The following is a 16,518-nucleotide window of genomic DNA, read 5'->3' on the forward strand; positions in this document are numbered from 1 at the left end:
CTCACCCACACACTCCCCCACGCCACCCCCACCCTCCGACGCCACCACGGCACACCCCACCAACTCACCACCGCACTCGCCCACGCCCACACCCACGGCATCCCCCTCACCCACCACCACCCCACCCCCACCACCGACCTCCCCACCTACCCCTTCCAAACCACCCACCACTGGCTCACCCCCCAACCACCCACCACCCCCACCCACCTCGGTCAACAGCCCACGCACCATCCTTTGCTCGCCTCCCTGCTCACCCTCCCGGACGACAGCCTGCTCGCCACCGGTCGTCTCTCCCTGCGTGAGCACCCTTGGCTCGCCGACCACGCCGTTCATGACACCGTGGTCCTGCCTGGCACCGCCTACCTGGAACTCGCCTTACACCTAGGCCAGTTGGCTTCGACGCCCACCATCGAGGAACTCACCCTCGAAACCCCGCTCACCCTCGCCGACGACGAGACCGTCCACGTCCAGCTCCACGTCAGCGCCCCCGACAGCGAACACCGCCGCACCCTCACCCTCCACTCCCGTCCCCAGCCGACCGACGACGGGGAACCCAGCTCCCTCCCCTGGACGCGGCACGCCACCGCCACCCTCGTCACCACCGGCCTGGCCCCGGCCCCCGAGGCCGTCACCTGGCCGCCGGCCGACGCCACCCCCCTCGACCTCACCGGCGCCTACGACACCCTCGCCGACCACGGCTACACCTACGGCCCCGCCTTCCAGAACCTCACCACCGCCTGGCACCACGGCAACGACCTCTACGCCGAACTGCGCCTCGGTGAGGGCGAGCAGGAACGCGCCTCCTCCTACGGCGTCCATCCCGCTCTCCTCGACGCGGCTCTCCACCCGGCCCTCGTCGCACCGCGAGGTGAGCGGGGCGAGGCGGCGGACGGGGGCACGGGGCTGCCGTTCGTCTGGCGTGGGGTGCGGTTGTTCGCTTCCGGGGCCACCGCCATGACCGCGCGCGTCCTCCGCACGGGAACCGACTCTCTCTCCCTCTCGCTGTGCGACAGCGAGGGCGTACCGGTGGCCTCGGTGGAGTCGGTGACGCTGCGGCCGGTGCGCGCAGCCGACCTGGCGGCCGAGCGCGGGACGGACGGTTCGCTGCTGAAGCTGGAGTGGCCGCAGGCAGCCGTGCCGGACGACGACACCGCCGTACCGTTCGTGCTGGACGACGGTGACGACGGGATCGCCGCCGCGCTGCGGGCCCATGTGCCGGGCGTGCGGGTGCTGGCGGATCTGTCGGAGGCGGCCGACGCGGGAGCGCCCCTGCCCGACGGGTCCGTGGTCGTCGTACCGGGGCTGTCGTGCGCGACGCTGCTCGCAGTCGCCGGACCGGGCGCACCGGACGTGCACGGGGCTTCGGGAACGGCCACTGTGCCGGAGCGGACGCACGCGATGACGCACCAGTTCGCCGGGCTGATCCGGCGCTGGCTGTCCGATGAGAGGTTCGCCGGGGCCCGGTTGGTGGTGGCGACCCGCAGCGCGGTGTCGGTGGACGGCGACGACGACGTCTGCGACATGCCGGCGACGGCGCTGTGGGGCTTGGTCCGCACGGCGATGACCGAGCATCCGGGCCGTTTCGGCCTGGTGGACGTGGACCACGACAGTGCCTCCTACCGGGCGCTGCCCTCGGTGCTGAGCGGCCGGGATCCGCAGGCCGCGCTGCGCGGCGGACAACTGCACGTGCCACGGCTGGTGCGGGTGCCGGCGCCGGCCCGGACGGGCGGGAATTTCGGGGAGCCGGACGGCACCGTGCTGGTGACCGGCGGCGTCGGTGCGCTGGGCGCGCTGACGGCCCGGCATCTGGTGGCCGAACACGGCGTACGGCACCTGCTGTTGACGGGTCGGCGCGGTGCGCGGACGCCCGGTGCATTGGAGTTGGTGGCCGAACTGACCTCGCTGGGCGCCGAGGTGCGGGTGGCCGCCTGTGACGTGTCCGATGCCGAGCAGGTCAGCGAACTGCTCGCGTCGGTGCCGCGCCGCCATCCGCTGCGGGCTGTGGTCCATCTGGCCGGTGTACTGGACGACGGGGTGGTCACCGCTCTGACGCCCGAGCGGATCTCCGCGGTGCTGCGGCCGAAGGTGGACGCCGCCTGGCATCTGCACACGCTCACCCGCGACCTCGATCTGGCCGCCTTCGTACTGTTCTCGTCGGTGACCGGGGTGCTGGGCAGCGCGGGACAGGGCAGTTACACGGCTGCCAACACCTTCCTCGACGGGCTGGCGGGTCACCGGCGGGCGCGTGGTCTCGCGGCCACCGCGCTGGCCTGGGGCCTGTGGGCGGACCGGGACGGCACGAGCATGACCGGCCACCTGAGCCGGACGGATCTGGCGCGGATGGCCCGTTCGGGCGTCGCGGCGCTGGAGCCCGCCGAGGGGCTGGCGCTGCTCGACGCGGCGCTCGCCCTGGACGCCGCCGACGCGGTCCCGGTGCGTCTGGAAGCGGCGTCGCTGCGGCGGCGGGCGGCCGATGGCACGCTGCCGGAGGTGTTGCGCGGGCTGGTGCGGGCGCCGGTGCGGAGGGCCGCGAACGCGGCGACGGCCGACGGCGTAGGCCGGGCCGGGGCGCTGGCCGTCCGGCTGGCGGCGCTGCCCGCCGGGCAACGGGCCGGGGCGGTACTGGAGTTGGTGCGGGCGCAGGCGGCCGCGGTGCTGGGTCTGGCGGATCCGACGACGGTGGTGCCGGACCGGGCGCTGAAGGAGATCGGTCTGGACTCGCTGACGGCGGTGGAGCTGCGCAACCGGCTCTCCACGGCGACCGGGGTGCGGCTGTCGGCGACGCTGGCCTTCGACCATCCCACCCCGGACCGGCTCGCGGCCTTCCTGCTGGGCGAGGTCACCGGCGAGGCCGGAGCGGCGGCGACCGCCTCGGCCAAGGCCCCGGTCCTGCCCGGCGACGGTTCGGCGGACCCGGACCCGGTGGCGATCGTGGCGATGAGCTGCCGGTATCCGGGCGGGGTCGACTCCCCCGAAGCACTGTGGGAGCTGGTCCTCGCCGAGCGGGACGCGATCGGCGAGTTCCCGGCCGGCCGCGGCTGGGACACCGAAACCCTCTACCATCCCGACCCGGACCACCCTGGCACGAGCTACGCCCGGCACGGCGGGTTCCTGTACGACGCCGACCGGTTCGACGCTGCCCTGTTCGGTATCAGCCCGCGGGAGGCGCTGGCCACCGATCCGCAGCAGCGGCTGCTGCTGGAGACGTCGTGGGAGGCGTTCGAGCGGGCCGGTCTGGCCCCGGACCGGCTGCGCGGCAGTGACACGGGCGTGTTCGTCGGCGTGATGTACAACGACTACGGCTCGCGGCTGCGACGGGTCCCGCAGGACGTGGAGGGTTACGTCGGCAACGGCAGCCGGGGCAGTGTGGCGTCGGGCCGGCTCGCCTACACCTTCGGGCTGGAGGGGCCCGCCGTCACCGTGGACACCGCGTGTTCGTCGTCCCTGGTGGCGTTGCACCTGGCCGCGCAGGCGCTGCGCCGCGGGGAGTGCTCGCTGGCGCTCGCGGGCGGGGTGACGGTGATGGCGACGCCGCAGGTGTTCGTGGAGTTCAGCAGGCAACGCGGGATGGCGGCCGACGGCCGGTGCAAGGCGTACTCGGCGGCGGCGGACGGCGCGGGCTGGAGCGAGGGTGCCGGTCTGGTGCTGCTGGAGCGGCTGTCGGACGCCGAGCGCAACGGCCACCCGGTCCTCGCGGTGCTGCGCGGCTCGGCGGTCAACCAGGACGGCGCCAGCAACGGCCTCACCGCGCCCAACGGTCCCGCGCAGCAGCGGGTCATCGAACAGGCGCTGGCGGACGCCGGGCTGACGGTCGATCAGGTCGACGCGGTGGAGGGGCACGGCACCGGGACCGCGCTGGGCGACCCGATCGAGGCGCAGGCCCTGCTGGCGACGTACGGCCGCTCGCGCCCGGCGGACCGGCCGCTGCGGCTGGGCACGGTCAAGTCGAACATCGGGCACACCCAGGCGGCGGCGGGCGTGGCCGGCGTGATCAAGATGGTGAGCGCCCTGCGCCACGGCGTCCTGCCGCGCTCCCTGTACGCCGAAGAACCCTCCCCGCATGTGGACTGGAGCGCCGGCGCCGTACGCCTGCTGGACCGGACCGAACCGTGGCCGTCGGTGGACCGGCCGCGCCGCGCCGGGGTGTCCTCCTTCGGCATCAGCGGCACGAACGCGCACGTGATCCTGGAGCAGGCGTACGTGGCGGGGGCCGAGGGCGCGGACGAGGGTGCGCCTGTGGGCCTGGGCGTGGGCCGCGACGGGGTGGGCGGCACGGCGAAGCCCCTGCCGGCGGAGTCGCCCGTGCCGGCAGCCGTCCCGTGGCCCCTGTCCGGGGCGAGTGCCGAAGCCCTGCGCGCCCAGGCGGCGCGGCTGTGGGCGTGGCGCGTCGACCACCCCGAGCCGGGCCTCGCCGAGGTCGGGAGCGCGCTGGCACACACCCGCTCGGGACTCGCCCACCGCGCCGTGGTCGTGGCGGAGAGCCCCGAGGACGCGCTGGCCGGGCTGGCGGAGCTGGCGGCGGACGACGGCCTGGCCGGGGAGGCGTCGACGGGGGCGCCGCTGGTGGTGCGCGGCACGGTGAGCCGCCGCGGCGGCACCGCGTTCCTCTTCACCGGGCAGGGCAGCCAGCGGCCCGGCATGGGCCGTGAACTGCACGCCGCCTTCCCGGAGTTCGCGGCCGTCTTCGACCGGCTGTGCGAACGGCTGGACGTGGCCAGCCACCACGAGCGCGCGCTGCGTTCGGTCATGTGGGCGGAGCCCGGTTCGGCGGACGCTGCCCTGCTGGACCGTACGGAGTACGCGCAGCCGGCGCTGTTCGCCCTGGAGACCGCGCTGTACCGGCTGCTGGAGGCGCACGGTCTGGTGCCGGACGTCGTCCTCGGGCACTCGCTGGGCGAGATCACCGCCGCGCATGTGGCCGGCGTGCTGTCGGAGGACGACGCCTGCACGCTGGTCGCGGCACGCGGGCGGCTCATGGGCGAGGTGCGGGCGCGGGGTGCGATGGCGGCGATCGGTGCCCCGGAGGGCGAGGTCGTCGCGTCGTTCCCGGATCCGCGCGCGGTGTCCGTCGCCGCGGTCAACGGCCCGGCGGCGACGGTGGTGTCGGGTGACGCCGACGCGGTGGCCGAGGTGGCGGAGCTGTGGCGCCGGCGCGGCGCCCGCACCAAGCTGCTGGCGGTGTCCCGGGCCTTCCACTCCGCGCACATGGACGAGGTGGCCGAGCCCTTCCGCCGGGTGCTGGCCGGGCTGCGGTTCCGGGAGCCGTCGATCCCCGTGGTGTCCAACCTGACCGGCGCGCGGGCCGAGGCCGCCGACCTGACCTCGCCCGAGCGGTGGGTGGAGCACATCCGCCGGCCGGTGCGGTTCGCGGACGGGGTGGCGGCCGCCGCCGCGCTGGGCGTGGCCCGCTGGGTGGAGCTGGGTCCGGACCCGGTGCTCACCGCGATGGTGGACGAGACGCGGGCCACCGCTGACGGCGGTCCCGGCCGGTTGGCGGCCACCTTGCGCTCGGGCCGTGCGGAGGTGACCGGCGTCGTCGCCGCGCTCGCCGGGGCGTGGGCCGACGGCCTGCCGGTGCGGTTGCCGAACCTGCCGGACCGCCCGGTGCCGCCGTCGCCCACGCTGCCCACGTACGCCTTCCAGCGGCGCCGCTACTGGCTGCCCACGGGCGAGGTGGGCGGCGGGAACGACCGTCTGGGACTGGAGGAGGCGGAGCACCCGTTGCTGGGCGCCGCGGTGCCGCTCGCCGGCGACGACGGCCTGGTGCTGACCGGCAGGCTGTCGACGGCCGCGCATCCCTGGCTCGCCGACCATGTCGTGGCCGGCGAGCCGCTGCTGCCGGCCACGGCGTGGCTGGAGCTGGCGATCGCCGCGGGCCGCCGCGTGGGTGCCGGGCGGCTCGCCGAACTCACCCTGGAGCAGCCGCTGGTGCTGCCGGTGGGGGGTGCGGTGCGGGTGCAGGTGGCGATCGCCGCGCCGGACGCCGACGGCTGCCGTGCGCTGAGCGCGCACAGCCGTCACGCGGACGACGACGGCGGGTCGTGGACGCGGGTGGCGTCGGGGGTGCTGGCACCCGGCTCGCCGGCCGGCCACGCCCCGTGGTCGGGTCCGTGGCCGCCCGCCGGCGCCAAACCGGTCGACGTCGAGACGGGGTACGGCCGGCTGGCGGACCTGGGTCTGGCCTACGGCCCCGCCTTCCAAGGGCTGCGACACGTGTGGCAGGAGGACGACAGCGTCTACGCCGAGGTGGCTCTGCCGCCCGAACTGGCGGACGCCGACGACGGCTTCGCCACGCACCCGGCCCTGCTGGACGCCGCGCTGCAGGGCCTGAACCTGACCGGCCCGGACGACGCCACGGCCCGGCTGCCCTTCTCGTTCACGGACGTCTCGCTGCATGCCGACGGCGTCGGCGCCCTGCGGGTCCGGCTCACCCCCGGAGAGGGGGACACCGTCGCCGTACACGCCTGGGACGGTGCCGGCCGACCCGTGTGGACGGTGTCGTCGCTGTTGTCACGGGCCCTCCCGGAGACTCCGGCGGGTCTGCGACCGGTACCGCTCCACCGGGTGGTGTGGCGGCCGGTGGCGGCCCCGGCCGGGGAGCCCGGCGCCGCCGCGCTCGGCCCGTACGCCGAGGCGCTCCGCTCCGTCCTCGTATCCGGCACCCCCGCGTACGCGGGCGTCGACGCCCTGCTCTCCGGCCCCGGTCCGCGTCCGCCGGCCGTGGTGGTCGCCTCACCGGCGGCGGCCGCGGCCGCCCGGTCCCCGGAGCCGGACGGCGGGCCGGTGCCCGCGGTGCCCGGTTCGGCGGACGCCGCCGGACTGCGGCGCGGGCTGCACGAGGTGGCGGCGCTGCTGCGGGAGTGGATCGCCGACGAGCGGTCGGCGGGGACACGGCTGACGGTGGTCACCCGAGGGGCGACCGCCGCCGGTGCCGACGGCCGTACGGTCGATCCCGGCGAGGCCCTGCTGTGGGGTCTGGTGCGCAGCGCGCAGACCGAGCACCCGGGCCGGCTGGCCCTGCTCGACACCGACGGGCGGAGCGCGTCCTGGGCCGCGCTGCCCGCCGCCCTGGCCGCGGGCGGTACGGAACCCCAACTCGCTGTGCGGGAGGGGGAGTTCTTGGCTCCCCGGCTCACCCCGCCCACCGCCACCGGTGCTCCTCCGGCCGGCCCGGGCACGCCCCCGTTCGCTCCCGAAGGCACGGTCCTGCTCACCGGCGGCACCGGCGCGCTCGGCGCCCTGACCGCCCGGCACCTCGTCGCGGAGCACGGCGTACGGAGTCTGCTGCTGGTGAGCCGGCGGGGCGCGGCCGCGCCCGGCGCGCAGGAGCTGGTGGAGGAGCTGACGGGGCTGGGCGTGCGGGTGACGGTGGCCGCCGGTGACGTCGCGGACCGGGCGGCCCTCGCGGCCGTGCTCGCCTCGGTGCCGGCCGACCGTCCGCTGACCGCGGTGGTGCACGCGGCCGGGGTCGCCGAGGACACCGCGTTCGACCGGCTCACCCCCGACGCCCTGGACCGCGTTCTCGCCCCCAAGCTGGACGCGGCCCTCCACCTCCTGGAGCTGGTCCGGGAACGCGGCGAGACGCCGGCGTTCGTCTTCTACTCCTCGGTGGCCGGCACCCTGGGCACCGCCGGACAGGCCGCGTACGCCGCCGCGAACGCCTTCCTCGACGCGCTGGCCGAGCGGCTGCACGCCGAGGGCGCCGCCGTACGGTCGCTGGTCTGGGGCTGGTGGGACCTGGAGTCCGGCTTGGCGGCGGTGCTGTCCGAGGGCGACCGGCGCCGGCTGCGCGCCCTCGGCCTGGCCCCGCTCACCGCCCGGCAGGGCCTGGCCCGGCTGGACGCGGCGCTCGCCGGCACCGAGCCCGTGGTGGTCACCGCACGGCTGGACCCGGCCGCCGCCCACCCGGCCGAGGGCGGACCCGACGCCGTGCCGCCGCTCCTGCGGGACCTGCCCCGGGGGACCGGCCGGCCCGGTGCCGTCACCTCCGGCCGGGGCGGCCCCGGTGAGCCGTCCCCGGAGCAGGGCCCGGCACTCGGCGAGCGGCTCGCCGGCCTCGGCCGCGAGGAGCAGCACGCGGTGCTCACCGAACTGGTCGCCCGCCATGCCGCGGCCGTCCTGGGACATTCCGGGACGGAGCCGGTCGACACCGAACAGCCCTTCCGGGAGCTGGGCTTCGACTCCCTCACCGCGGTCGAGCTGCGCAACCGGCTGGACCGGGCCACGGGTCTGCGGTTGCCGGTCGGCACCGTCTTCGACCATCCCACCCCGTCCGCCCTCGCCGAGCACCTTCGGGCGCGGCTCGCTCCCGCGCCTCTCGCTCCCCGTGACCGGTTCCTCGACGAACTGGACCGGCTGGAGGCCACGTTGGCCGGACTCACCGGCGCCGACCTGGACCCGGCCGAACCGGACGAGGGACTGCGCGCGACGGTCACCGCCCGGCTGCACTCACTGACCGCCCGCTGGAGCGGCCTGGTCCGGGAACCGGCCGTCGTGGAGTCCGGCCTGCCCGCCGGTGCCGCGGCCCCGGGTTCGGTGGCGGACGAACTGGCCACCGCCACCGAGGACGAGCTCTTCGACCTCCTCGACCAGCGCTTCGGACTGGACCGTCCCGACCCGCGCCCCCACCACCTCGACGACTGAGACGGACAGGACACAGATGGCCCACGAAAACCGGCTCCGCGAGTACGTGAACCGGCTCGCCGTCGAGCTGCAGGACGCCCGGGACAAGCTGCGGCTCGCCGACGACCGCGCCCACGAGCCGATCGCCGTCATCGGGATGGCCTGCCGCTACCCCGGCGGGGTGCGCACTCCGGAAGACCTCTGGAGCGTGGTCGAGCGAGGGGTGGACGCGGTGGGACCGTTCCCCGACGACCGGGGCTGGGACGTGGAGCGGCTCCATGATCCCTCGCCCGACGCGGTCGGCCACTCCTACGTCCGCGAGGGCGGCTTCCTGTACGACGCCGCGGACTTCGATCCCGCGTTCTTCGGGATGTCACCGCGCGAGGCCGCGGCCACCGATCCCCAGCAGCGGCTGCTGCTGGAGACGGCGTGGGAGGCCTTCGAGCACGCCCGGCTGGTCCCCGCCGACCTGCGCGGCTCCGACACCGGCGTGTTCACCGGCGTGATGTACGACGACTACGGCTCCCGGCTCACACCGGCGCCGCCCGGCTTCGAGGGCTATCTGGTGAGCGGCAGCGCGGGCAGCGTCGCCTCGGGCCGGGTGGCGTACGCCCTCGGTCTGGAGGGCCCGGCGGTCACCGTGGACACCGCCTGCTCCTCGTCCCTGGTCGCGACCCATCTCGCCTGCAGTGCGCTGCGCGACCGCGAGTGCTCGCTCGCGCTCGCCGGCGGCGTCACGGTGATGGCCACCCCGGCCACCTTCGTGGAGTTCAGCCGGCAACGCGGGCTCGCGCCCGACGGCCGCTGCAAGCCGTTCGCGGCGGCGGCCGACGGCACCGGCTGGGCCGAGGGTGCCGGGCTCCTCCTGCTGGAACGGTTGTCGGACGCCGAGCGCAGGGGGCACCGCGTCCTCGCCGTCATCCGGGGCAGCGCTGTCAACCAGGACGGCGCCAGCAACGGTCTCACCGCCCCCAACGGGCCCTCCCAGGAACGCGTCATCCGTACGGCGCTCGCCCAGGCGCGGCTCGCTCCGCACGACGTGGACGTCGTCGAGGCGCACGGCACGGGCACCCGCATCGGCGACCCGATCGAGGCCGAGGCCCTGGTCAACGTCTACGGCCGCAACCGGACGGCCGGGCACCCGCTGCGGCTGGGCTCGGTCAAGTCCAACCTCGGCCACACCCAGGCGGCCGCGGGTGTCGCGGGCATCATCAAGATGATCCTCGCCCTCCAGCACGAGGAACTGCCGCGCACCCTGCACGTGGACGCCCCCACCCCGCACGTCGACTGGTCGGCGGGGACGCTCGCGCTGCTCACCGAACCCGTCCCCTGGCCGCGCACGGCCGGCCGCCCCCGCCGGGCCGGGGTGTCGTCCTTCGGGATCAGCGGCACCAACGCCCATGTGATCGTCGAGGAGCCGCCCGCACGGCCGGCCACGGCACCAGGAGGCGAACCGGGCGACACGCCACGGCGGACACCCGCCATGCCCGCGGGCTCCCTGACACCCTGGGTGCTCTCCGCGCGCGACGGGGACGCGCTGCGCGCCCAGGCCGAACGGCTCCTGGAGCGGGTCCAGCGGGTACCGGAAGCCGATCCGGCGGACATCGGTCTGTCCCTCGCCACCACCAGGAGCACCTTCGATCACCGTGCCGTGCTCCTCGCCGCCGACCACGCCTCCCGGCTCGCGGGGCTGGAGGCTGCCGCGGCCGGACGCCCGGCGCCCGGCCTCGTCACCGGCACGGTCCGGCACGACGTACGCACAGCCTTCCTGTTCACCGGCCAGGGCAGCCAGCGGCCCGGCATGGGCCGCGCCCTGTACGAGGCCTTCCCGGCGTACGCGGACGCCTTCGACGAGGTCTGCGCGGAACTGGACCCGCTGCTCGAACTCCCGCTGAAGCGGGTGGTGTTCGCCGCCGCCGACGATCCGACGGCGGACCTGGTGCACCGTACGGACTTCACCCAGGCCGCGCTGTTCGCCCTGGAGGTCGCCGCCCACCGGCTGGTCATGTCCTGGGGCGTGCGGCCCGACGTGCTGCTCGGTCACTCCATCGGCGGGCTGGCCGCGGCACATGCCGCCGGTGTCCTCGGTCTGGCGGACGCCGCCGCCCTCGTCGCGGCCCGCGGCCGGCTCATGGCCGCCACCCGCGAGGACGGTGCGATGGCCGCGCTGGAAGCCACCGAGGAGGACCTGCTGCCGCTGCTGGCGGCCGAGCCGAACCTGAGCGTCGCGGCGGTCAACGGCCCGACGTCCACCGTCGTCTCCGGTGACAAGGACGCGGTGCTGCGCGCCGTCGAGACATGGCGGGCCGGTGGCCGGCGCGCGAAGCGGCTGGCGGTACGGCACGCCTTCCACTCGGCGCACATGGACCCGGTCCTCGACGACTTCCGCGCCGTCGCCGCGGGCCTCGACTTCCACGCTCCCACGATCCCCGTCGTCTCCGAGATCACCGGCCGCCTCGCCACCGACGATGAGCTGCGCTCACCCGACTACTGGACCGGCCACCTGCGCGGCACCGTACGCTTCCACGACGCCGTACGGTGGCTGCACCACAACGGCGTGACCTCCTGCGTGGAACTGGGTCCGGACGCGGTCCTCACCGCCCTCGTCCGCGAAGCCCTGGCGGACGACGCCGAGCCCGCGACGCCGGGCGACACCCGGCCCGCACCGCCCGTGTGCACGGCACTGCTGCGCGCCGACCGCCCGGCCGAGCTGACCGCGCTGACGGCGGTCGCCGAGCTCCATGTCCAGGGCACCGAGGTGACCTGGCAGACCTTCTTCGACCCCGCGTCCGCGCGCCCGGTCGACCTGCCGCCCTACGCCTTCCGACGCCGGCGGCACTGGCTCGACGCTCCTGCCGGTCCGGCCGCCCAGGACCCCACCGTCATCGGCCAGGCACCGGCTCAGCACCCTCTGCTGGGAGCGGTCGTCCATCTCGCCGAGGACGGCACCACCCTCCTCACCGGCCGCCTCTCCCTACGAGACCACCCCTGGCTGGCCGACCACGCCGTCCACGGCACCGTCCTCCTCCCCGCGACCGCCTACCTCGAACTCGCCCTCCACGCCGGCCGGCACACCGGCCACGACACCGTCGAAGAGCTCATCCTCGAAACCCCGCTCACCCTCACCGACGACGAGACCGTCCACGTCCAGCTCCACATCAGTGCCCCCGACAGCGACGACCGCCGCACCCTCACCCTCCACTCCCGCCCCCAACCCCCCGACGACGAGGAAGGCGACGCCACACCCTGGACCCGGCACGCCACCGCCACCCTCACCACCACAGGCATCCCCCCGGCCCCCGAGGCCGTCACCTGGCCACCCGCCGACGCCACCCCCCTGGACCTGACCGGCGCCTACGACACCCTCGCCGACCACGGCTACACCTACGGCCCCGCCTTCCAGAACCTCACCACCGCCTGGCACCACGGCAACAACCTCTACGCCGAGGTGCAACTGAGCGAGACGGAACAGGAACCCGCCCTGTCCTACGGCATCCACCCCGCCCTGCTGGACAGCGCCCTGCACCCCCTGGCCTTGGTGTCGACCGGCGAGATCCGGCTGCCGTTCGCCTGGAACGGAGTACGCCTCCACGCCACCGGCGCCACCACCGTCCGCGTCCACCTCGCCACCACCGACGACGACACCGTGACGGTTCGCCTCACTGATCCGGACGGACAACTGGTAGCCAGTGCAGACCAGTTGACTATCCGTCCGGTGGATCCCTCCGTCCTGTCCCGTCCTGCCGCCGTCGCGGGGCACGATCCGGCGTTCCATCGCCTGGAGTGGGTCCCGCTCGCGTCGGCCGAGGGGCCTGCCGACACGGCGGGATGGGTGGTATGGGGCGAGGAGGACCCGTTCGGCCTCGGATTTGCCGCCCACGGTGACCTGGACTCACATGTGGGCGCCGACCGTCCCACGGTCGTGCTCCTTCCGGTGCCCGCGCTCGACGGGACCGACGTCGTGTCGCAGGCGCACGCGCTGGCCGAGCGGACGCTCCTGCAACTGCAGGACTGGCTCGCCCGCCCGGAACTCGAGGACACGCACCTGGTCGTCGTCACCCGCCGGGCCACCGCGGTCGAACACGCCGACGACCCCGACCTCGCCCACGCCACCGCATCGGGCCTGGCCCGCACCGCATCCAGCGAGCACCCCGGGCGGGTGAGCGTACTGGACCTGGACGACCACCCCTTCTCCACCGAGGCCCTGGCCACCGCCGTCACCACCGCCCGGGCCGCCGACGAACCCCACATCGCGCTGCGCAAGGGCGAACTCTTCACTCCGCGGCTGACCAACGCCCCGCAACGCCTGCTGCCCCTCCCGGATCCGGAAGCCGGCGCCTGGCGACTGGGCCTGACCTCACCCGGCAGCCCCGACCACCTCACCCCCCTGCCCGCACCCGACCTCGACCAGCCCCTCGAACCCGGACAGGTCCGCCTCCGCCTCGAAGCCGTAGGACTCAACTTCCGCGACGTCCTCATCACGCTCGGCATGTATCCCGAGCCCGCACCCCACATCGGCTCCGAAGGCGCCGGCACCATCACCGAAATCGGACCCCAAGTCCACGACCTCCAGGTCGGCGACCGCGTCATGGGCATCCTCACCCACGGCACCGGCACCACCACCATCACCGACCACCGCCTGCTCCTCCGCATCCCCGACGGCTGGAGCACCGTGCAGGCGGCCGGGGCGACCGTCGTGTACGCGACGGCCTACTACGCCCTGGTGACCCTCGCCGATCTACAACCGGGTCAGAACCTGCTCATCCATACGGCCACCGGCGGCGTCGGCCAGGCCGCCACCCACCTCGCCCGCCACCTCGGCGCCCACCTCTACGCCACCGCCAGCCGACCCAAACAACACACCCTCACCACCGACCTCGGCTACCACCCCGACCACATCGCCGACTCCCGCACCCACACCTACGCCGACCACTTCCTCACCCAGACCAACGGCCACGGCATGGACGTGGTCCTCCACTCCCTCGCCCACGAACACACCGACACCACCCTGCGCCTACTCCCCCACGGCGGCTACTTCATCGACATGAGCAAGACCGACATCCGCGATCCGGACGTCATCAACACCCACCACCCCGGCACCCACTACCAAGCCATCGACCTCAACGACGCAGGACCGGTACTGACCCAGGAGATCCTGCGGGAGCTCGGGCGCCTGTTCGCCGACGGGACACTACCGCCCCTCCCGACGGTCGGCTATCCGCTGACGCAGGCGCCGCAAGCTCTACGGGACCTCAGTCAGGCTCGTCATACGGGCAAGCTCGCCCTCACACTCCCCACCCCGCGACACCCGGACGGCACCACCCTCATCACCGGCGGCACCGGCACCCTCGCCCAACTCACCGCCCTCCACCTCGCCGAACACCACCACCACCGCCACTTCCTCCTCGCCAGCCGAACCGGACCCCAACACCCCCAAGCCACCCAACTCACCGAACAACTCAAAAAACTCGGCGCCACCGCCACCATCACCGCCACCGACGTCTCCGACCCCCAGCAACTCCAGGCCCTCCTCGACACCGTCCCCACCGAACACCCCATCACCACCGTCATCCACACCGCAGCCACCCTCAACGACGCCACCCTCACCACCCTCACCCCCCACCAACTCCACACCACCCTCACCCCCAAAATCGACACCGCCCACCACCTCCACACCACCCACCTCCCCCACCTCAACCACCTGATCCTCTACTCCTCCGCAGCCACCACCCTCGCCAACCCCGGCCAAGCCAACTACAACGCCGCCAACGCCTACCTCGACGCCCTCGCCCACCACCGCCACACCCACCACCAACCCACCACCACCAGCCTCGCCTGGGGACTCTGGCACGAGAGTTCCAACCTCACCACGCACCTCGACACCTCCCAGCACAGCCGGCTGACGCGCCAAGGAGTCATTCCTCTCACCACGTCCCACGCACTCCAACTCCTCAGCAGCGCAGTGCAGTCGGAGCCGGTGCTGGCGGTCCTCACTCCCTTCGACCGAGGAGCGCTCCGTCGGCATCCGGACCCCAGCTCGCTCCCGTCCGTGCTGCGTGATCTCGTACGCCGTCCCCGCCGTGCCTCGGGAGGCGGCAGGCCTGACGCCGGGCGGGCTGCACAGGCCCCGGTCTTCCCGGACACGCTGCGCGCGCTCTCCCCGGCCGAGCGGCGCGACGCGGCTCTCGACCTCGTACGCGCGCACACCGCCACGGTGCTCGGGCACGCGTCCTCCGAACTCGTCCCGAGCGAGCAGTCGTTCAAGGAGCTGGGCTTCGACTCGCTCACCGCCGTCGAGCTGCGCAACCTGCTCAACTCCGCCACCGGGCTCCGGCTGCCCGCGACGCTGGTCTTCGACTACCCGACCCCGGCCGCCCTCGCCGGACGGATCGTCGCGCTGGCCGCTCCCACCGACGATCAGCCGACGGACGACGGCGACCCGCTCTCCGCCGAACTCGCCGCGCTGGAACGGGCGATGGCCGCCCTGACCGCCCTTTCCGCCGGCTCGGAACCCGACGGCATCGGCGCGGGCCAACACGCGAAGACCACGGCTCGTCTCCAGGAACTGCTGCGCACCTGGACGACGTCTCTCGCTCCTCGCCGGGACAAGGCTGCTCCGGCCTCCACCGACTTCTTGTCCGCCTCCGACGAGGAACTCTTCGAAGCGCTGGACAAGGGGTTCGACACCATCTGACCGCCTGCGGCCCACCGCTCCGAGCACGTCCCGACCTAACCAGCCCTCCAAGCCGCCACCCGGCGAGAACCGAGGGCCCGCCGCGAACGCGCTGTTCCGAGAGGAATGAGATCGATGGACACCGAGGAGAAGCTCCGCACCTACCTCAGGCGTGCGATGGCCGATCTTCAGCAGGCACGCGAGCGTCTGCACGACATGGAGGCCGAACGCCACGAGCCGATCGCGATCGTCGGCATGGCCTGCCGCTTCCCCGGCGACGTCCACACCCCCGACGACCTGTGGGACCTGCTGCTCTCCGGGACCGACGCCACCGGCCCCCTCCCCCACAACCGCGGCTGGAGCCTGGACGACCTCTACGACCCCGACCCCGACCACCTCGGCACCACCTACACCAGGCGCGGCGGCTTCCTCCACGACGCGGGCGACTTCGACGCCGACTTCTTCGGCATCAACCCCCGCGAGGCCACGGCCATGGACCCGCAGCAGCGACTGCTCCTGCAAACGGCCTGGGAAGCCATCGAACACGCCCGCCTCGACCCCACCACCCTCCACGCCACCCCCACCGGCGTCTTCACCGGGGTGATCGCCCAGGATTATGTGCCGAGCGTGCGGAAGCCGTCGGACGCCGCTTCAGAGGGGTACTTCCTGGTCGGGACCACCACGTCGGTGGCGAGCGGCCGTATCGCCTACACCCTGGGGCTGGAGGGCCCGGCCCTGACCGTGGACACCGCCTGCTCCTCGTCCCTCGTCGCCATCCATCTCGCCGTCCAGGCCCTGCGTGACGGCGAGTGCACACTGGCGCTAGCCGGCGGTGCGACGGTCCTCCCGAACCCCGCTCCTTGGGTCGAGTTCAGCCGGCAGCGGGGCCTGGCGCCCGACGGCCGCTGCAAACCCTTCTCCGACCAGGCGGACGGCTTCGCCCTGGCCGAAGGCGCCGGACTCCTCCTCCTGGAACGCTTGTCCGACGCCCAACGCAACAACCGACGCATCCTCGCCGTCATCCGCGGCAGCGCCATCAACCAGGACGGCGCCAGCAACGGCCTCACCGCCCCCAACGGCCCCTCCCAAGAACGCGTCATCAACACCGCCCTCACCAACGCCGGACTCACCGCCGCCGATGTGGACGTCGTCGAGGCGCACGGCACCGGCACGAAACTCGGCGACCCCATCGAGGCACAGGCCCTCCAGGCCACCTACGGCCA

3 protein-coding genes are annotated in these 16,518 nt (G+C 74.2%); all 3 read left to right on the forward strand.

Features of this window, described 5'->3' with window-relative positions; all coding sequences use genetic code 11:
- Positions 1–234: 234 nt before the first annotated feature.
- Entirely contained in the window at positions 235–8,643 is an 8,409-nt protein-coding gene (locus ACZ4U1_RS39935) for an SDR family NAD(P)-dependent oxidoreductase (RefSeq protein ID WP_467909093.1), read from the forward strand.
- Positions 8,644–8,659: 16 nt separating this feature from the next.
- Positions 8,660–15,316 carry a type I polyketide synthase gene (locus tag ACZ4U1_RS39940; protein ID WP_467909094.1) on the forward strand — a complete coding sequence of 2,219 codons (6,657 nt, stop codon included), beginning with the start codon at positions 8,660–8,662 and terminating at the stop codon, positions 15,314–15,316.
- 114 nt (positions 15,317–15,430) lie between these two features.
- The coding region (locus ACZ4U1_RS39945; RefSeq protein ID WP_467909095.1) for a beta-ketoacyl synthase N-terminal-like domain-containing protein at positions 15,431–16,518 on the forward strand (1,088 nt) is incomplete at its 3' end.

The organism is Streptomyces sp. NPDC028928, from assembly GCF_055564915.1.